The organism is Aliivibrio sp. 1S175 (assembly GCF_001690985.1).
Lineage (GTDB): Bacteria > Pseudomonadota > Gammaproteobacteria > Enterobacterales > Vibrionaceae > Aliivibrio.
In genome coordinates, this window is sequence record NZ_MAJS01000079.1 from 554,303 (window position 1) to 573,147 (window position 18,845).

Here is an 18,845-nt window from a genome sequence, read left to right on the forward strand (position 1 = left end):
ATATCTAAGTTTCATCGTTTTTGCTGTGCTAGAATGCCGATAATATTTTTTAACAATAGACAGTTATGCTAGAAATTCGCAACGTAACCTGTATTCGAGATGAACGCGTTTTATTTGAACAGCTCAGTTTTACCATATCTAGTGGTGAGCTAATCCAAATTGAAGGGCAAAATGGTGCAGGTAAAACAACATTACTTCGCATTATTGCAGGGTTAGGTTATGCGGATGAAGGTGATATCTATTGGAATGGAGAATTAACCAAGAAAAACCGTGAAGAATTTCATTCAAACTTACTTTTTCTTGGTCATCATACTGGCGTTAAGCGAGAGCTAACCACCTTTGAAAATCTCGCATTTTATCAATCGATGCATAATAATTACGATGAAGCAGCAATTTGGGATGCTTTGGCTCGTGTTGGATTAGCAGGCAGAGAAGATGTTTCTGCTGGTCAATTATCAGCAGGACAGCAACGTCGCGTTGCATTAGCTCGTCTTTGGTTAAGCAACCATAAATTATGGATTTTAGATGAACCGTTAACTGCGATTGATAAACAAGGTGTGAAAGTACTTGAGCAGTTGTTTATGGATCATGTGAAGCAGGGTGGTATTGTTTTATTGACCACTCACCAGGATTTATTTAAAGACAGCGATAAATTGAAAAAAATAAGATTAGGTGAGTAGATGCTGACTTCAATGACAACCATTATTCGACGTGAATTATTAATCGCATTTCGTCGTAAAGCAGATGTACTTAACCCTTTGTGGTTTTTTATTATCGTCATCACTCTTTTCCCATTGAGTATTGGTCCTGAACCGATGCTATTAGCGCGTATTGCTGCTGGTATTGTATGGGTTGCCGCTCTTTTATCGGCGTTACTTTCTTTAGAGCGATTATTTAGAGATGATTTTTCAGATGGCTCTTTAGAGCAAATGATGTTGATGCCAACGCCTTTATCTGTTCTTGTTCTTGCTAAAGTGTTCGCTCATTGGGTTTTGACTGGCTTGCCTCTTATTATTATTAGCCCATTACTTGCTATTTTATTGTCTTTAGATTTCAATTCTTGGTTAGCCATCGTGTTAACTTTATTGCTTGGTACGCCAACATTAAGCTTTCTTGGTGCGGTTGGTGTCGCATTAACGGTAGGATTACAGAAAGGGGGGGTGTTATTAAGCCTTCTTATTCTACCTTTATATATACCAGTTCTAATTTTTGCTACATCAGCGATTGATGCTGCTAGCCTAGGTATGGCTTATAATGGTCAATTAGCTATTTTAGGCGCTCTTTTTATGGGCTCCGCAACACTGACTCCTTTTGCCATTAGTTCGGCACTGCGAGTGAGTGTTCAATAAACATAATTATAATTTTATATTTGAAGTAAGTGAGATAAACCAATGTGGAAATGGCTTCATCCTTACGCTAAACCTGAAAAAGCGTATCAATTAAGTACCACGCTATTGCCGTGGTTTGCGGTAATTTCAATCATTAGCTTAACGGTGGGAACCATTTGGGGTCTAGCCTTCGCGCCTTCTGATTATCAACAAGGTGATAGTTTCAGAATTATCTATATTCATGTTCCTTCTGCTATCCTGTCGATGGGGGCCTACATGTCGATGGCAATCGCCGCTTTTATCGGTCTCGTATGGCAATTTAAATTGTCTGATATGGCAGCCGCTGCAATGGCTCCTGTTGGTGCAGTATTCACATTTATAGCCTTATTAACGGGTGCCGTTTGGGGTAAACCAATGTGGGGTGCATGGTGGGTATGGGATGCTCGTTTAACCTCTGAACTTATTCTTCTTTTCTTATACTTAGGGGTGATTGCGCTTTATAGTGCATTTGATGATCAACGAACCGCTGCTCGTGCTGCCGGTATTCTTGCTATTGTTGGTGTCATTAACCTACCTATTATTCATTTCTCAGTAGAGTGGTGGAATACGCTTCATCAAGGTGCAAGTATCACCAAGTTTGATAAACCTTCCATTTCTTCAGATATGTTGTGGCCTTTATTATTAAATATTATTGGTTTTGCAACTTTCTTTGGTTCTGTGACTCTTATTCGCTTTAGGAATGAAATTTTAGCAAAAGAGAGTCATCGTCCTTGGGTTAGAGCATTGGTAGAATCAAAATCTACTGCATCTAAATAACGAGAGATAAAGGAATTATTGTCATGCATTTTGATACATTCAGTGATTTTTTAGCCATGGGCGGTTATGCCGTGTATGTATGGGGCGCATTTGGTGCCACTTTTCTCTCATTATTCTGGATTTTATTTTCTAGCTTAGGCAAGCGTCGCCAATTGCTAAAAGAAATTGAACAGAAAATGGCACGAGAAGAACGAATTAAAAAAGCAAAAACTATGGAGAACACACTATGAATCCAAGACGTAAAAAACGCCTAGGATTGATCCTTGCTCTATTCTTTGGGGTCAGTGCAACGGTTGGCTTGATGATTTATGCATTGAATCAAAATATGGATTTATTCTATACCCCAACGGAACTCGTTAACGGTAAACCTGATGGCACTAAACCTGAGGTTGGTCAACGTCTTCGTATTGGTGGGATGGTTGTCGCTGGTACTGTAAAGCGTGACAGCGAATCGTTAGAAGTTTCATTTAAAGTTGCCGATATTGGTCCAGAAGTTACGGTTACTTATAGCGGTATTCTTCCTGATTTATTCCGTGAAGGGCAAGGTATTGTAGCGCAAGGTGTTCTTGTCGATGCAACCACAGTTAAGGCTCATGAAGTACTGGCAAAACATGATGAAGAGTACATGCCGCCTGAAGTTGCAGAAGCAATGAAGAAAACGCATGAGCCACTTCAATACACAGATCAACAAAAACAAGGAACAGGTCAATGATCGCAGAACTCGGTCATTTTGCCTTAATTGCTTCTTTAGGACTTTCCATCCTATTGAGTATATTGCCAATATACGGTGTAAGCCGTGGCAATAAAGCATTAATGCAAAGTGCAAGACCATTGTCGTGGGGTATGTTCTTACTCCTTGGCTTATCATTTGGGATCTTAATGTGGGCGTTCTACATTAATGATTTTACCCTGCAATACGTAGCAAGTAACTCAAACAGCTTACTTCCTTGGTACTACCGTTTAACGGCAGTTTGGGGTGCTCACGAAGGGTCATTATTGCTTTGGGTTCTTATCCAAGCAGGTTGGACTGTAGCCGTTGCTACCTTTAGCCGTGGGATGCCACAAGAATCTGTTGCTCGTGTATTAGCGGTAATGGGGTGGATTAACGTCGGTTTCTTACTGTTCATTATCCTTACATCAAATCCATTCTTACGTACTCTGCCATTCTTCCCAATTGATGGTCGTGACTTAAATCCGCTTCTACAAGATCCGGGTCTAATCATTCACCCACCAATGCTATACATGGGTTATGTAGGTTTCTCTGTTGCGTTCTCTTTTGCAATCGCGTCTTTAATGGCAGGTCGTTTAGATACGGCTTGGGCTCGTTGGTCTCGTCCTTGGACAATCGCAGCATGGTCATTCCTAACGGTAGGTATCTCTCTAGGTTCGTGGTGGGCATATTATGAACTTGGCTGGGGTGGCTGGTGGTTCTGGGATCCAGTAGAAAATGCATCATTCATGCCTTGGCTTGCTGGTACTGCATTAATGCACTCATTAGCGGTAACAGAGAAGCGTGGTACGTTTAAAGCGTGGACAGTGTTACTTGCGATCTTAGCGTTCTCATTAAGTTTATTAGGCACTTTCCTTGTTCGTTCAGGCATCTTAGTATCGGTTCACGCCTTTGCTTCTGATCCATCGCGAGGCATGTTCATTCTTGGTTTCCTAGTCATGGTAATCGGTGGTTCACTGCTATTGTTTGCATTGAGAGGAGCGTCAATACGAGCTCGTGGTAATTTCTCACTGTTCTCTCGTGAAAATGCCTTATTAGCAAACAACACGTTATTGATGACCGCATTAGTGGTGGTTCTTGTTGGTACGTTACTGCCGTTAGTTCATAAACAACTTGGTTTAGGTTCTGTATCTATTGGTGCACCCTTCTTTGATATGTTGTTTGCGTGGTTGATGATCCCATTTGCTTTCTTAATGGGGATTGGTCCACTGATCCGCTGGAAACGTGACAACTTAGGTCATTTAGCAAAACGCATGGTAATTACAGGCGCTATCACAGTTCCTCTCGCTGCTGTCTTTATGGTTATTTTTGCAGATAGATTCCAATTCATGCCATACCTTGGTTGGATGATGTCTATTTGGATTGTGATCTTACACGGTTTTGAACTGCATGAACGTGCAACTCACCGTCATACGTTCTTTGTTGGTTTAACTAAATTAGGTCGTAGTCATTGGGCAATGATGTTTGCACACATTGGTCTAGCCGTAAGTATTATCGGTATTGCAATGGTACAAAACTACAGCATTGAAAAAGATGTACGTTTAGCACCTGGTGAGCATATTGAAATGAACGGATACCAGTTCTACTTTGCTGGTGTGCGTGATACTGACGGTCCTAACTATGACGGTTATACCGCTGATTTTGATATCACTCTTGATGGTAAGGCGATTAATACCCTTCATGCTGAAAAGCGTTTTTATGAAACCTCAGGTTCTATGATGACAGAAGCAGCAATTGATCGTGGTTTTACTCGTGACCTATACATCGCAATGGGTGAGCGTTTGGATGATAACCGTTCATGGGCTGTACGTATTTACTACAAACCATTCGTACGTTGGATCTGGGCTGGTACATTATTTATGGCGATTGGTGGCATATTAGCGTTATCTGATAAGCGCTACCGTTTCCGTAAAACAGCAAAAAAACAGGAAGCTTAAATCATGAATAAGAACTTTTTATTTGCACCTCTAGCTCTGTTTTTAATTTTAGTTGCCGTGTTTGCTACTCAGTTAACACGTAACTCAAATGGTGATGATCCAACCAAACTCGAGTCAGTGTTAGTTGGTAAGCACGTACCAGAATTTCGCTTAGAAGATTTGGCGGAAGAAGGTAAATTGTATGACCAAAACATCTTTAAGGGTGAACCTTTACTATTAAACGTATGGGCGACGTGGTGTCCAACGTGTTATGCAGAACACCAATACCTAAATACCCTTGCAACTCAGGGCGTTAAGATCATCGGTATGAACTACAAAGATGAGAGAGCGGGTGCGGTTCAATGGTTGAGAGAGCTTGGTAACCCGTATCTAATCACTCTATTTGATGGTGATGGTATGCTAGGTATGGATTTGGGTGTGTACGGCGCACCTGAAACCTTCTTAATCGACAGCAATGGTATTGTTCGTTACCGTCACGTTGGTGATGTGAATGATCGCAATTGGAATGAAGTATTAAAACCAATGTACGATCAACTTGTTGCGGAGGCTAAATAATGAACAATAGCTTACGTAAATGGGGTCTTCGTAGTTTTGCTGCCATCGCATTGAGTTTCTTTGCGGTGCAAGCAAGTTATGCAACGATTGACCTATATAAGTTTGATTCACCAGAACAAGAACAGCAATTTAAAGAACTAGGACAAACACTGCGTTGTCCTAAGTGTCAGAACAATAACATTGCTGATTCAAGTGCTGAGCTTGCTCAAGACATGCGCCATAAAGTGTATGAAATGACGAAAGCTGGAAAAACAGACGAACAAATCGTTGCTTATATGATTGATCGTTACGGAAATTTCGTAACTTACGATCCGCCATTAACCGCAGGTACATTAATTTTATGGTTAGGGCCATTAGGTGTACTTGTGTTTGGTTTTGGTTTTATTGTTCTTCGTAGCCGAAAGAGTAAAACCGTGATAGAAGCGAATTCAGAAGAGTGGGATAACGAACATGAAGAACGTTTGAACGCACTATTAGATGAGAATAACAATGAAGATGGGAAGGTAAACAAATGACTTTGTTTTGGATTTCGACCTTAGCCCTAATTTTTGTTGGTGTGGTATTTATCGTTCTTCCTTTATGGAAAGCAAGAGAGCAAGATGATGAAGCCCGCCGAGATGAATTGAACAAAGCGTTCTATAAAGATCGCTTAGCTGAACTGAAAGAAGAAGATGCCGAAGGCCTAGTAAATAACCAAGATGAGTTAATTACAGAGCTAAAACAATCATTGCTTGATGACATTCCAGCGAAAGAAAAAGCACAGCAAGATAACCTAAATGCACGATTGTTTATCCTGCCTTCTGTCATTATCTTTATTGTAATTACTTACGGTTTATACTTTAAGTTTGGCAATATCGATAAGATTGAAAAATGGCAAGAAGTAAGTGCACGCTTACCTGAACTGTCTAAGCAATTAATGAACCCTGAAGGCGTTTCTCTTAGCGATTCAGAAATGACAAACCTAACATTGGCATTACGTACTAAATTACATAATGAACCAAAAGACGCGATGGGTTGGTTCCTATTGGGTCGTATTGGTATGTCAAATCGAGATATCGATACGTCGGTAGGTGCGATGAAAAAAGCGTATGCACTAGAACCAACAAACGTTGAGATTAAATTGGGTTATGCTCAAGCGTTAATGCTTTCGGGTGATGATGCAAAAGCAGAACAAGCTAAGAAAATGCTAAAACAAGTACTTCGTAGTGACTCAACCAACTTACGTGCATTATCGTTATTAGCGTTCAGCTCGTTTGAGCGTCAAGATTATAAAGGTGCCGTTTCAGCATGGAAAGCAATGCAAATGCTGATTGGTCCTGATGATTCTCGCTATGAAATGTTGACTCGTAGTATTGAGCGTGCTCAATCTAAGATTAACCCAGAAGCGAGCCTAGATAAGCAAGTACCGATTACGATTAACCTAGGCAGCAATGTAACGCTACCTTCGCAAGGTGTTGTGATTGTATCCATCCATCCTGCTGATGGGTCAGCAATGCCTGTAGCCGCAGCTCGTATCCCATTAAGTCGTTTCCCGCTTAAAATCATGATGTCAGATGACAACAATATGATTGAGCAGCGTAAATTGTCTGATATGCCTAACTTTATTGTTCGAGCTCGTATCGATCAAGATGGTAATGTATCGACTAAAGAGGGCGATTGGTATGGTGAAAGCACAGTAAGTACATTAGGTAAAAATGTATCTGTTGAGATTGATAAGCAATACTAATATCTCTTAACAAGTGGCATACTACGGCGGGTAGGAGCATTTAGCTTCTGCCCGTTTTTTTACATATAAACTATAATAATATTAATAAAAGCTAGGCAAGGTGTATTGTGCTTAAAAGAATATGGATATCTTGTTCATTATTGTTTTTTATTGCAGGGTGTTCTCAAACCCCAAAGCAAGACAATGATGAATTAGAAACAACCGAAGTCGTAGTGGTTGAATATGATGACTCTCATCATGGGGATCCCTTAGAGGGATTTAACCGTACCATGTGGGATCTTAACTACGATATATTAGACCCCTATTTAGTGCGTCCAGTTTCTGTTACTTATGTCGATTACACACCCACGCCGGTTCGGATGGGTATCGCCAATTTCTTAGCTAATTTAGATGAACCATCAAGCATGATAAATAATCTGTTGATGGGTAATGGTGAAGTCGCATTGGTGCATTTTAATCGCTTTTGGTTAAACACAACGCTAGGTTTAGTCGGTTTAATTGATATTGCTAGTGCGGCGGACATCAATAAACCAGACAGTAAATCTTTTGGTGATGCACTTGGTCATTATGGCGTCGGTAATGGGCCTTACTTTATGTTACCTGGATATGGACCATGGACATTGCGTGAAGCAGGGGACTTTGTTGATGGGCTTTACATGCCGTTATCTTATTTAAACTTTTGGCAAGGTTTAGGGAAGTGGGGTTTAGAGGGCATGGAATCTCGCGTTCAGCTTATCTCGCAAGAACCTATGTTAGAAGCATCACCTGATCCATACGTATTAACGCGTGATGTGTATTTACAACGCCAAGATTTTAAAGCAGAAGTTGAACCAGAAGTGGACTTAGATGCTGAAGATAATCTTGATGATTATCTCGATGAAATAGACGAATAATATGATATTTTCAGGTTTCAGGAGTGACTATTCTCCTGAAACCTGAAACCTGAAACCTGAAACCTGAAACTAGTTACTTTTACGTTGGGTTACCATCAATAGTAAAGCGACTAACGCCCCTGAGGTATCACACAACATATCTTTTTGAGCATCCCAAATATCCCCTTGTGAGCCTAAAAAGGCAATGCCTTCTTCACCACCAGCAACTGCCGCATACCACCATTCAATGATTTCATAGCCGGCAGCCACACTCATTAGGGTAAACAAACCAAATGCCATTGCGAGTGGAGCAGAGCACTTCTTGGTTTTAATTAGATATTCCGCAATAGGGTAAGCATAAAAGCCAATAGAGAAATGAGCGACGCGATCAAAATTATTACGCTCAGATCCAATTAAGTCATTAAACCAATCAAAAGGTACATCGGCAAACGTATATTTAGATCCAATGGTATGTAAAATTAGCCAGATAAACATTAATGCATACGCCGTTTTACTAAACTTAAAACGTGTACTCATATATAAAATACCGGCTAGAATAAATAATGCAGGTAAGATTTCTGCAATCCAAACGGCTCTTGATACAGGGCTAAAAGCAGAGAAAAGGAAAACACACGAATACAGTGAAGTGAGAGTCGCGAGGAAAGGTTGTGTTCTAAGTGATGAAAACATAGTAAGTCCCTTAGATAAGCTCAGTAAAACGTGGTAGGTATTTCAGAGTAAATATGAAAACCGATGGTCTTAATAAGTAAGAATGGATAAATACTTAGTTAGATTTATATTAGATCTTATCATGTAAAAAACACAGTAAAAACGTTTAACGCCGTTACATGATATTTTAATCGAGCAATTCAAGTGTGGTCACATAAGAAAAGCCAGAGATGATCTCTCTGGCTTTGTAAAATAGCAGCGTATAATTCGATTTTATTTTGTCATAATAACTTCGGCTTGGCGTTCTTCAGGTTTATCCATGCCTGATTCCCAGAACCAATAAGTGATATTTCCCGGGCAATTTAAGCTGACTACCTTATGATTGCCTTTATTATCAATCGCATGAATGGTAACCCCTTCGGTGTAGCCATCTTTGAGGTAAGTTAGATCATTAATCGCTTCATACACCGCTTCGTCTAATGACATTCCCATTTTCATATACAGGATAACAGAGTGAGCAGTAGCGCAACGGATGCTCATTTCACCAGTATGAGTACAAGCACAAGCCCCATAACGGCTATCCGCGTAAGATCCTGCGCCAATAATTGGGCTATCACCTAAACGTCCTGGGTATTTCCAAGCCCAACCAGAAGTTGATGTTGCCGCACTGATTTTACTTTGATGATCCGATGATAAAAATACCGTCGTATCACGAACACGTTCAGGGTCGGTAGCATTATTAGATAGTGGTGCTAAAGGGACGTTAGGGAACGCTTTTTGCTCTTCTTCTGTCATGGCAAGTGCGAGTTTTTCCCACCATACTTGCTTAGAATCTTCAATTAAGTTGTCACCGGCAACGGCATTTACTTCATTCGCAAAAATAGCCGCACCTTCACCAACCAAAATTTCATGATTTAGCTTTTGCATTACTTGGTAAGCAACATCAACAGGATGCATATACCCTTTCAACGCACCAACAGCACCCGTTCGTAAACTGTCACCATCCATAACAGAGGCGTCTAATTCCATTTCCCCAAGTACATTAGGCCAACCACCGTAACCTACAGTACGAACTCTAGGGTCTAACTCTACAATTTTAATGCCTTCAATCAGCGATAATAAGCCATCTTCTTGTGCTTGTAGACGGCGAGCTGATTCTTCAATTCCAGGGAATGCTTCGGAGTTAGCGAGTAAGATCATATAGTGAATACCTTATTATATTTATGATAAAGAGAATTATTGTTGAGCAATATGCTGACAAATTTGAGAAAGTAACAGCACTCCAAATCCACTGGTTGCACAAGGGTGAATATGACGGTGAGTCATCCCTAATGACATAGACGCTGAATCAATATGAATCCATTTTTGCGTCGGTGCGACAAAGTGCTCTAAGAACGTTGCTGCCACACAAGCGCTGCCATCGGGCTCTTCGCTACCATGACGTAAATCTGCAAAATCACTTTTTAATGCAACTTCATATAATCCACCGGTTGGCATTTGCCATAACGCTTCAGCACATGATTTTCCGGCTTCTTTGGCGATAGTCATTAATGAGTCATCATTTCCCATTAATGACGCATATTCTTTGCCTAATGCAATTCCGGTTGCACCAGTTAAGGTTGCAATATCAATAAGATAGTCTGGATTGTAAGTGTCTTGTGCATAATGAAGAACATCAGCTAACACCATACGACCTTCTGCATCTGTAGTAATAATCTCAACACTGGTGTTTGAAAGCATAGTTACGACATCGCCAGGTTTAACGGCATTGCCTGAAGGCATATTTTCAACTAAACCACACAAACCAATCACTCTTATTGGTAGCTTTTGTTCAGCAATGGCATTAAGGGCACCCACAACCGCAGCTGCACCACCCATATCTACTTTCATCGTACTCATATAGCGAGGTTGCTTAATACTGATACCACCAGAATCAAACGTAACCCCTTTACCGACAAGAACTACCGTTGATAGGGGGTCTTTAGGATGATAATCCAAGCATAAAAGTCGAGCGTCTTTATCACTGCCTTGAGCTATCCCCATTAAGCCGCCAAAACCTTGGGTTAACATGTCTTCCCCAGAAAGAGAGGAAAGAGAAACATTATTAATGGCAAGATCTTCAACAGCGTGAACAAAACTTTCAGGGTAAAGGACATTCCCCGGTTTATTCATTAACTCGCGTGAGATTAATTGGCTTTTTGCTAAAGATTGACCTTGTGAAAAAGCAGATAAAAGTGAAGATGATGAACTATTCAACGCAAATATAGCCAATGTAGGAGCTAATTTTGGACTGTTATTGTGCTTATAGCGATAAACCGAAAGTGATAAGCCAAAAGAAAGCCATTTCATCCAAATCTCGGATTGGAACAGAGATGACACATCGTCATTTAAGAAGAGATTTAATTCTGTTGCCGTTTTAAATGTCGTCGCAATAAGGTGCCCGATATCTTGAATGTTAGCAATGGTGTACGTACTTAGAGTAATGAGTCCATCGCACTCTAAAGTATCACGGTCAATTTCAAGATCTTTAGTTGAACCACAATTTATCTGTATGTTTTTAACAATGCGATGTTCAGAATCAGTCGTGCGTGTGAATGTAAAATGTTGCATGGAAAATCCTTTTTAATTATTCGTATAAATAACAACGTACAAAATGATTGTCTGACAGTGTCGTTACGCCAGGCATACGTTCTTTACATTTTTCTGTTACGTGAGTACAACGACCGGCAAATGGACAACCTACTGATTCTGGTGTCCAAAGTGGTATTTCCCCTTTATTGCCTTTCAGTTTGGTATGAATCGATTTACTTGGATCGGGTACTGCTGAAACTAATAATTGAGTATATGGGTGCTGAGGATCATGAATAATATCGTCTGTATCGCCCCATTCAACCATGTGTCCTACATACATAACGGCGAGGTCTTCTGCGATATAACGAGCAGTCGCTATGTCGTGAGTGATGTAAAGTAGAGACATTTCTTTCTCAAACTTCATCTCTTCCATTAGGTTAAGAACACCAGCTCGGATAGACACATCCAACATTGATGTGGGTTCATCAGCCAATACCACCTCTGCACCAACTGCGATATTACGAGCTAAATTGACACGTTGACGTTGGCCACCTGAGAGTTGGTGGGGAAATTTAGCCGCGGTCTCTTTTGGTGGGATTAAGCCCACTTGTTCTAGAAGATCATGAACACGATCCTCTAGTTCTTTTTGATTACCCGGAGTCACTTTCTTATGAATAATAAGTGGTCGGGCAATATGATGAAAAATATTATGAGTTGGGTTCAAAGAGCCGAATGGGTCTTGCCATACCATTTGCACGCCTTCACGATATTTCATGAGATCATTTTTCTTAACGATCTCTTGAATATCACGGCCTTTGTATTGGATAAGGCCGTCTGTTGGTGCGTACATTTTTGCGATCATTTTTGCTGTGGTGGACTTGCCAGAACCTGATTCACCAACAACAGCAAGACCACGACTCTTGTACATTTTGAATGACACGTCGTTGATTGCACGCATCATTGGATTTTTAAGTGTGTGACTGCTAACAGGGAAATCTTTAACGAGATTTTTACCTTCAATCAATAGTGTGCCAAGTTTGTTGCTCATAATGATTCCGAATACTGAGGTTGAGTATATAAGTGACAATTTGAAAAGTGGCCAGCTTCAATTTCACATATCTGTGTCGCTTGTTTAAAACATATATCTTGAGTTTTGGTACAACGAGATTGAAAGCGACAACCTTGTGGGATTTCTAATAAATTAAGAGGGTTCCCAGGGATCCCTGTTAATTTGGTTTTTGGTCCCGTTAACGGTGGGAATGAACTCCCCAATCCTTTCGTATATGGATGGTAAGGTGAGGTAAGGATCTCTTTTGACGAAGCCACTTCAATCAATTCACCTGAATACATGATCCCTATGCGATCTGAGAACTCAACCATTAATGATAAATCGTGCGTAATGAAGAGAATGGAAAAACCAAACTCTTCTTTAAGCGCATAAATCTTCTGTAAAATTTCACGTTGAACAACAACATCCAGTGCGGTTGTTGGTTCATCCATGATGATCATTTTAGGATTTAGCGCCAATGCAATAGCAATAACCAAGCGTTGACGCATACCACCAGAGAACTGGTGAGGGTAATCGCTTAAACGACTCGGGTGAATATCAACGATTTCTAATAAACCTTGAGCACGAACAACCGCTTGCTCGCGGGTCATGGTGGTGTGGCGCATGATCACATCACAGAACTGCTCTTCCATAGGAAGCACAGGATTCAATGCGTTCATGGCACTTTGGAATACCATGGACATTTTACTCCAGCGGAAAGTCTGCATTTGAGGATCGCTGTATTTTAAAATGTCTTGTCCATCAAATATAACCTCACCACCAGTAATGAATGCAGGCGGTTTATGCAGGCGCATTAAAGAGAATGCAATGGTTGATTTACCACATCCTGATTCACCCGCCAAACCAAAGACTTCACCTTTACCGATGTCAAAACTCACATTGTTTACAGCGCGTACATCACCTGATTCAGTAATGTAATCCACACATAGATTGCGGATAGAAATTTGTGGGTCAGTCATTATTGTATTCCTCTCTCAATATGCGGTGGAAAAGCAGTTTCAGGGGCTGCTGAATGAGCTTGGTTTACCGCTTTTTCCCAACGACGCATTCCTTTGTGAGATCTAAGTTGAGGGTTTGCGATTTCATCAACCGCAAAGTTTAATAAAGATAAACCAAGAGCAATGAAGATAAGAGCCAAACATGGCGTTAAAATTTCCCACCATGCGCCGATCAGCATAGAAGAAGAGGTTTGTACGTTATATAGCATTACGCCCCAACTAATGGCATTAGGGTCACCTAATCCAAGGAAAGATAAGCTGGCTTCGGTCATGATGGCGAGTAATACACAGCCAATAAAACTGGCCCCTACAATTGAAATTAAGTTCGGTAAGATTTCGACAGAAATGATGCGCCAAGAAGACTCACCTAATAGTTCAGCCGCACGAATGAATTCCTTTTCACGTAGAGATAAAGTTTGCGCTCTTACGACTCGAGCTCCCCATGCCCAGGAGGTAATTGCAATAACAATGGCAATGGTTGTTGGGCCAGCTTGCCCAATAAAAGCGGCAATAATAAACAGTAAAGGAAGCTGAGGAACCACAAGCATAATATTCATCGCTGCGGTTAGAACTTCATCGACGCGCCCCCCAAAATACCCCGCAGACACCCCAATAAATGTCGCCAAAAGACACACTAAGATCCCCGCACCAAAGCCAACAGCCAAAGAGGTGCGAGTGCCATAAACAAACTGAGACCAAATATCACGGCCCATACGAGAAGTGCCTAATACGTGATCCGCTTTTTCTGACATCATTAAGGTACGTTTGTTGGTTGCAAGGTGTGTTGCAATCCAACCATCTGGATTGTTTTGTGCCGCTTTTACAACAAAAGAAGGGTATTCATGTGGATTTCCCGTCCCAACATCCGGTGCATGCTTTGTTAATAGTGGCGCGAAAATCGCGATAAAAACAAAGGCCAATAAAATACAGAGTCCAAACAGAGCTTTAGGATTGCGGGTAAGTAATGCAAATAAAGATTTCATTTTATTTTTCTCCATTACGTAAACGAGGGTCTAAAAAGACAATGAAGATGTCGGCCATAAAATTAAAGAACAACATGAATAGAGTCATAAGAAGCAATTGCCCTTGTAATACTTGGTAGTCTCGGGCATGAATTGCATTTAATAAAACGGTGCCTAATCCTGGGTAGTTAAAGATCATTTCAATAATTAATTGACCACTGATTGCGGTACCAAGTGCCATCGATAATGCAGTAACACTTGGTAGCATGGCATTACGTGCTGCGTAATTGAAAACAACGCGATTCTCAGTCAGACCTTTGGCTTTTGCCATGGTAATAAAGTCTTCATTAAGAAGGTTTATCATGTTGTTACGCATGCTGATTAAGAACCCACCAATTTGAGTGATGGTGGCACAAAAAAGAGGAAGAGCTGCGTGGTAAAGTACATCTTTATAAAATGCCCAACTAGACCAGTCAGGAGTATCGCCAGAAGTATAAGCATTACCCGAAGGGAACCACTCTAAACCAACCGCAAAGATAAACATGACCAACATGGCAACCACCACGGATGGAATGGACTGCACTACAAGCATCGCTGGCGAAACTATTGTGTCGTAACGGCTACCGCGTCGCCAAGCAGCAAAAATACCAAGAATAGAACCAATGCAGAATGAAAGAATAACGGCAGTTCCAGTTAAAAATAGTGACCAACCAATGGCTCCACCCAGTAAATCCGTTACGGATATTGGGTAGAATTTAATGGAGGTACCCCAGTTCCAAGTGAAAATATTAGACAAGTAAGTAAAGTATTGTTCATATAAAGGAGCATCGACGAAGCCTAATAATTTTCTCATTGCATCAATACGTTCAGGACTGACATAAGTCATGGCGTTAGCAAACATCATGGTGACAGGATCCCCCGGCATCGCTCGAGGCAAAATAAAGTTTAATGTTGCAGCAAAAATTAGGGCTAAAAAGTAGAAGAAGAGTCGACGAATGAAAAAGCTCATAACCTATTCCTATTAAAATAAACTTGAGAGCAGCATGAAATAGTGAACTATCCATGCTGCTTAGTGTTTTTGAACGCTGTTATTTGATTTATGTTCTAGGTTTTAAGTCAAGAACATGAAGTAAACGTTCAGGAACACCTGCCCATGATAGTGGTCGACCTTTTGGATTCTCTGCATTCCACCATCCAGTAAAACGACTTTCATTAAATTGATAAACATCTACGCCTGACATAACAGGAACCGTCACTTGATTTTCAGCAATAATTTGTTGAATTTGATGAGCAATATTTTGTTGCTCTTCAATACTTGCTGTTTTGTAGAACTTATCTAACAGCGTATCTAATTGAGTATCTTTGAAGAAATGCATCGCAAAGCGTGGCATGTTTCCGCCAGCTTGATTACGTGAGTGATAAGCACTGTTCCAGTAAGGGTGTGGGTCGGCACCGTTAAAGTAATTGGTGTAAGCAACGTCATAAGTCCCTGATACCATCGCTTTGTTATACACAGCAAAGTCAGCGGTACGAGCGGTTGCATTAATTCCGGCAGCGCGAAGTTGCTCTACACCAAGTTGTACGGTGTTATTGAAATCAGTCCAACCGTTAGGAGATTGAACTTCAAGCAAAATAGATTTTCCGGTTGGTGATTCAACGAATCCATCGCCATCAATATCCTTAAATCCAGATTCATCAAGCAATGCCTTTGCGCCCGCAACATTGTAGGTGTTGTAGCTTCTGTATTTATGATAAATGTCTTTATCTGCCCAGAACTTAAATACCTCACCAAGGCCTGATGCGTAATCATTCACAACGCCATTACCATAGAAGGCGATATCAATGATTTTTTGTCTATCGATAGACATTGAGAAAGCACGACGGAAATCGACGTTATTAATCGCTTCATGGTTCCCCGGTTTTGGAGATTTAAAGTTGAGCATAAATGCTTGTGCACTAGCAGCAGGGTACCAATATTTATGGTGCTTATTTCTAGCGACATAAGTGCTATCAATATCAGGGATAAAGGCAGCAGACCAATCAAGTTCTGATTTAATAATGCGACTTAGTAGTTGGTCATTATTTGCAATTTGTGGCACGCGTAAACAGTCCACTTCTAAATTATCATTATCCCAATAGTGTGGGTTTCGGCATTGAACATAAAGTTGAGGAGTAAACGTATCTATTTCAGTAAAAGGACCTGAGCCGACAGGGTTTTCATTGGTGAAACTTTCAGGATTTTTAATGTCTTTCCAAATATGTTTAGGAACGACGGGAATATTGGCTATTTCATAGGGTAAATTTGAGTGAGCTTCGGTTAAATCAAAAATAACGTTATTGCCTTCTTGGCGAACGTTTTTAAGCCAACGGTTAATACCACGGGGATCTAATTCTGGTTTTGCTTTGATTAACTCAAAAGAATAAACAACATCTGCAGCAGTGAACGGTTTTCCGTCTGACCACTTTACACCGTCACGTATTTCGTAAGTAACCTGAGTTAGGTCTTCAGACATATAGTAATTTTTTGCCAGACGCATAACGGGTTTATTGCCATGCATTTGATTAAAAATAACCAAAGGTTCATAAACAAAATCGGTTGTTGTACGTAAATTTGTTGATAAATACGGGTTAAAGTTACGAATAAGTACAGGATAGAAATCAGAGACAATAGTGAGCTGATTTTTTTCTTCTGCGAACGCACCTTGAGAAGATAATGCAGCGAGTATTACTAACGCGAGTCGAGATGACTTGGCTTTTAAAGACATAAAGCTTCCTTACTTAATGATTAATGCAATAAACCACTGTCATAAAATTAACTCCTATGAAGAGGTGGGTTCGTCGTTGTATTTGTTGAAAATAAATAATGTATTTTTAATTTGGTGGTTTTTTAAAGTATTGAAAATAAAAGGTATTTATTGTTTATTTGTTTGGTGGCATGCTGTAATGAAAGAACAGTGTAGTCTGCATTAGATTTAATTAAGAGTGGATAAAAGGCATATTTACTGGATATCCGTACCCAAGAGAATAATTTGTGACATGCTTAAAAAATGGGCGAGTTGTTTATATTTTAGTCAATAAGAGGTGGTGAAATTAAGTGTTGTTTTTTTGGATAAAAAAATGGCGCTCACCTTAAGATGAGCGCCATTTTTGTGTATTTATGGTGTTATTAGAAACGGTAGTTCGCTTGAACACCAACTAGCCATACATTACCAGTGGTTTCGCCAGTGAATTCACCGCCAACAGCTTGTGCAGCATCATCTGATTCATAGCCGCGTGATTCTGTGATTGGTGCATCTTTAGCAATGATGTAAGTAAAACCTGCATCTAAGCTTAGATTTTTAGACCAATCGTAACCAGCACCAATACTTAACCATAAACGGTCTGTTTCAGGAATGGTAATTGTACGGTTTTTATCGCTAACAGCTGATGTATCGTAAGCAACACCTGAGCGAAGAGTTAATTTTTGATTTAATTGGTAAGTACCACCAACAGCAAGACGGTAGTTATCTTCCCAGTGCTCTTCCTTAACCATGCTACTTGTACCATCATTGAATTCAGCTTCTAGCTTTTCAAAAGCACTCCAATCGGTCCAGTTAAAGCTGGCGTGTACTGCCATTTTATCTGTTAATTGGTGATAACTAGCTAATTCTGCAGTTGCAGGCATAACTAATTCCATTGAACCGCTCTTTCTCATTCCAGGGGCCATTAAGCCAAAACCCATACCTTCAGCATGGCCAGTTAGGTCTAGTTTAACTTCTGATTTATAGCTAAAACCGATACGGTTTGTTTCATTCAGTTGCCAAGCTGTACCAACTTGCCAACCCCAAGTTTCATCAGTACCTTCCATGTATTTAAGAGTTGTTCCTTGTGGAGCATTAAGAACATTATTGGTTGGCATTGTTGCACCAAAGCTACCTTCACCCATCACGTAACGAATACCGCCACCAACACTGAATTGGTTGTTGATTTGGTAAGCCATGTTTACGTTGATTTCTTTAGTTAATACGCTTGCTTCATTACCAAAATGAGAGGCATTAAAATCAGAGCCTAAATTAGTTTCCATACCGTAGTTAGTACCAACCGCAAAACCAATTGCTAGTTGTTGGTTTACTCGGTGAGAAACGTAAAGGTTAGGAATGAAAGCGGCATCAGCAAAATCTTCAGAGCTAGCATGATTGTTGCCTATTGATGGGTTCAGTGATTTTGAACCATCAACATTACCCTCAACATCAATGTTTGGATTTACATAAATACCACCAACCGAAACTTGAGTCCCTTCTAAGTACGTTAGCATTGCCACGTTGCGCCATTGTGCGTCAGCACCATCAGCGATAGCAGCTTCACCTGCGTATGCGCGGCCTAAACCTGTTGCTGAGTACTCTGCCAATTGGAAGCCTGCTGCCATAGAATTTGTGCTTGCTACTGAGCCTAATAGACCAAGTGCGATGGCAAGAGATAGGCGATTTTTATTATTGTTCATTGAATTTTCCATATTGGTACAAGTGTACGCTGAAATTGGTGGTAATAAGTAGGAGTGGATAATACGTTTTAGAGTAAAAACTTCAAACAAAAAATTGATTTATTCGAGTTTTAAGTGCTTTTTTCTGAAAAA

19 protein-coding genes are annotated in these 18,845 nt (G+C 40.4%); 10 read left to right on the top strand and 9 right to left on the bottom strand.

What is annotated here, in order from left to right:
* Positions 1-65: 65 nt before the first annotated feature.
* The 10 genes from ccmA (at position 66) to A6E06_RS17855 (ending at position 7,985) form a co-directional block, all read left to right on the top strand.
* Positions 66-680 (top strand): cytochrome c biogenesis heme-transporting ATPase CcmA, encoded by a 615-nt coding sequence (ccmA, locus tag A6E06_RS17810; protein WP_065593780.1) that lies wholly within the window; start codon positions 66-68, stop codon positions 678-680.
* Positions 681-1,349: a heme exporter protein CcmB gene (gene ccmB / locus A6E06_RS17815; protein ID WP_065593779.1), complete on the top strand. Its 669-nt coding sequence runs from the start codon at positions 681-683 to the stop codon at positions 1,347-1,349.
* 42 nt (positions 1,350-1,391) lie between these two features.
* Complete coding sequence (locus A6E06_RS17820) at positions 1,392-2,144, top strand: heme ABC transporter permease (protein ID WP_065593778.1); 753 nt, start codon at positions 1,392-1,394, stop codon at positions 2,142-2,144.
* A gap of 23 nt (positions 2,145-2,167) precedes the next feature.
* Positions 2,168-2,374, top strand: coding sequence for a heme exporter protein CcmD (gene ccmD, locus A6E06_RS17825; protein ID WP_065593777.1), 207 nt, complete (start codon positions 2,168-2,170; stop codon positions 2,372-2,374).
* The gene (ccmE, locus tag A6E06_RS17830; RefSeq protein WP_065593776.1) at positions 2,371-2,856 is read left to right on the top strand and encodes a cytochrome c maturation protein CcmE; all 486 of its coding nucleotides are present in this window, start codon (positions 2,371-2,373) and stop codon (positions 2,854-2,856) included. The genes ccmD and ccmE overlap by 4 nt, the downstream gene beginning before the upstream one ends.
* A complete protein-coding gene (locus tag A6E06_RS17835; protein WP_065593775.1) occupies positions 2,853-4,811 on the top strand; it encodes a heme lyase CcmF/NrfE family subunit in 1,959 nt (652 codons plus the stop codon). Before ccmE ends, A6E06_RS17835 begins: the two co-directional genes overlap by 4 nt.
* A 3-nt stretch (positions 4,812-4,814) precedes the next feature.
* Positions 4,815-5,366, top strand: a complete 552-nt coding sequence (locus A6E06_RS17840) for a DsbE family thiol:disulfide interchange protein (protein ID WP_065593774.1) — start codon at positions 4,815-4,817, stop codon at positions 5,364-5,366.
* The gene (locus A6E06_RS17845) at positions 5,366-5,881 is read left to right on the top strand and encodes a cytochrome c-type biogenesis protein (protein WP_065593773.1); all 516 of its coding nucleotides are present in this window, start codon (positions 5,366-5,368) and stop codon (positions 5,879-5,881) included. Before A6E06_RS17840 ends, A6E06_RS17845 begins: the two co-directional genes overlap by 1 nt.
* Complete coding sequence (ccmI, locus tag A6E06_RS17850) at positions 5,878-7,092, top strand: c-type cytochrome biogenesis protein CcmI (RefSeq protein WP_065593772.1); 1,215 nt, start codon at positions 5,878-5,880, stop codon at positions 7,090-7,092. Before A6E06_RS17845 ends, ccmI begins: the two co-directional genes overlap by 4 nt.
* 107 nt (positions 7,093-7,199) lie before the next feature.
* Positions 7,200-7,985: an MlaA family lipoprotein gene (locus tag A6E06_RS17855; RefSeq protein WP_065593771.1), complete on the top strand. Its 786-nt coding sequence runs from the start codon at positions 7,200-7,202 to the stop codon at positions 7,983-7,985.
* 69 nt (positions 7,986-8,054) lie between these two features.
* Here the strand turns inward: A6E06_RS17855 and A6E06_RS17860 are convergent, their stop codons facing one another.
* The 9 genes from A6E06_RS17860 to A6E06_RS17900 all read right to left on the bottom strand — a co-directional run bounded on the left by A6E06_RS17860 (position 8,055) and on the right by A6E06_RS17900 (position 18,713).
* Positions 8,055-8,654, bottom strand: a complete 600-nt coding sequence (locus tag A6E06_RS17860) for a DUF2238 domain-containing protein (protein WP_065593770.1) — start codon at positions 8,652-8,654, stop codon at positions 8,055-8,057.
* A 252-nt stretch (positions 8,655-8,906) separates the two neighbouring features.
* Positions 8,907-9,833, bottom strand: coding sequence for a N(4)-(beta-N-acetylglucosaminyl)-L-asparaginase (locus A6E06_RS17865; RefSeq protein WP_065593769.1), 927 nt, complete (start codon positions 9,831-9,833; stop codon positions 8,907-8,909).
* Positions 9,834-9,869: 36 nt separating this feature from the next.
* Positions 9,870-11,243 (bottom strand): leucyl aminopeptidase family protein, encoded by a 1,374-nt coding sequence (locus tag A6E06_RS17870; RefSeq protein WP_065593768.1) that lies wholly within the window; start codon positions 11,241-11,243, stop codon positions 9,870-9,872.
* A gap of 16 nt (positions 11,244-11,259) precedes the next feature.
* Positions 11,260-12,252 carry an ABC transporter ATP-binding protein gene (locus A6E06_RS17875; RefSeq protein ID WP_065593767.1) on the bottom strand — a complete coding sequence of 331 codons (993 nt, stop codon included), beginning with the start codon at positions 12,250-12,252 and terminating at the stop codon, positions 11,260-11,262.
* Positions 12,249-13,232: an ABC transporter ATP-binding protein gene (locus A6E06_RS17880; RefSeq protein ID WP_065593766.1), complete on the bottom strand. Its 984-nt coding sequence runs from the start codon at positions 13,230-13,232 to the stop codon at positions 12,249-12,251. The genes A6E06_RS17875 and A6E06_RS17880 overlap by 4 nt, the downstream gene beginning before the upstream one ends.
* A complete protein-coding gene (locus A6E06_RS17885; RefSeq protein ID WP_065593765.1) occupies positions 13,232-14,254 on the bottom strand; it encodes an ABC transporter permease in 1,023 nt (340 codons plus the stop codon). The genes A6E06_RS17880 and A6E06_RS17885 overlap by 1 nt, the downstream gene beginning before the upstream one ends.
* Position 14,255: 1 nt before the next feature.
* Positions 14,256-15,242 (bottom strand): ABC transporter permease, encoded by a 987-nt coding sequence (locus tag A6E06_RS17890; protein ID WP_065593764.1) that lies wholly within the window; start codon positions 15,240-15,242, stop codon positions 14,256-14,258.
* Positions 15,243-15,330: 88 nt separating this feature from the next.
* Positions 15,331-16,998 carry an ABC transporter substrate-binding protein gene (locus A6E06_RS17895; RefSeq protein WP_065593763.1) on the bottom strand — a complete coding sequence of 556 codons (1,668 nt, stop codon included), beginning with the start codon at positions 16,996-16,998 and terminating at the stop codon, positions 15,331-15,333.
* A gap of 401 nt (positions 16,999-17,399) precedes the next feature.
* A complete protein-coding gene (locus A6E06_RS17900; RefSeq protein ID WP_065593762.1) occupies positions 17,400-18,713 on the bottom strand; it encodes an outer membrane protein transport protein in 1,314 nt (437 codons plus the stop codon).
* Positions 18,714-18,845 lie beyond the last annotated feature (132 nt).

Coding starts and splice junctions, on each gene's coding strand:
- ccmA (WP_065593780.1), top strand. CDS start 66: ATGCTAGAAATTCGCAACGTAACCTGTATTCGAGATGAACGCGTTTTA.
- ccmB (WP_065593779.1), top strand. CDS start 681: ATGCTGACTTCAATGACAACCATTATTCGACGTGAATTATTAATCGCA.
- A6E06_RS17820 (WP_065593778.1), top strand. CDS start 1,392: ATGTGGAAATGGCTTCATCCTTACGCTAAACCTGAAAAAGCGTATCAA.
- ccmD (WP_065593777.1), top strand. CDS start 2,168: ATGCATTTTGATACATTCAGTGATTTTTTAGCCATGGGCGGTTATGCC.
- ccmE (WP_065593776.1), top strand. CDS start 2,371: ATGAATCCAAGACGTAAAAAACGCCTAGGATTGATCCTTGCTCTATTC.
- A6E06_RS17835 (WP_065593775.1), top strand. CDS start 2,853: ATGATCGCAGAACTCGGTCATTTTGCCTTAATTGCTTCTTTAGGACTT.
- A6E06_RS17840 (WP_065593774.1), top strand. CDS start 4,815: ATGAATAAGAACTTTTTATTTGCACCTCTAGCTCTGTTTTTAATTTTA.
- A6E06_RS17845 (WP_065593773.1), top strand. CDS start 5,366: ATGAACAATAGCTTACGTAAATGGGGTCTTCGTAGTTTTGCTGCCATC.
- ccmI (WP_065593772.1), top strand. CDS start 5,878: ATGACTTTGTTTTGGATTTCGACCTTAGCCCTAATTTTTGTTGGTGTG.
- A6E06_RS17860 (WP_065593770.1), bottom strand. CDS start 8,654: ATGTTTTCATCACTTAGAACACAACCTTTCCTCGCGACTCTCACTTCA.
- A6E06_RS17865 (WP_065593769.1), bottom strand. CDS start 9,833: ATGATCTTACTCGCTAACTCCGAAGCATTCCCTGGAATTGAAGAATCA.
- A6E06_RS17870 (WP_065593768.1), bottom strand. CDS start 11,243: ATGCAACATTTTACATTCACACGCACGACTGATTCTGAACATCGCATT.
- A6E06_RS17875 (WP_065593767.1), bottom strand. CDS start 12,252: ATGAGCAACAAACTTGGCACACTATTGATTGAAGGTAAAAATCTCGTT.
- A6E06_RS17880 (WP_065593766.1), bottom strand. CDS start 13,232: ATGACTGACCCACAAATTTCTATCCGCAATCTATGTGTGGATTACATT.
- A6E06_RS17885 (WP_065593765.1), bottom strand. CDS start 14,254: ATGAAATCTTTATTTGCATTACTTACCCGCAATCCTAAAGCTCTGTTT.
- A6E06_RS17890 (WP_065593764.1), bottom strand. CDS start 15,242: ATGAGCTTTTTCATTCGTCGACTCTTCTTCTACTTTTTAGCCCTAATT.
- A6E06_RS17895 (WP_065593763.1), bottom strand. CDS start 16,998: ATGTCTTTAAAAGCCAAGTCATCTCGACTCGCGTTAGTAATACTCGCT.
- A6E06_RS17900 (WP_065593762.1), bottom strand. CDS start 18,713: ATGAACAATAATAAAAATCGCCTATCTCTTGCCATCGCACTTGGTCTA.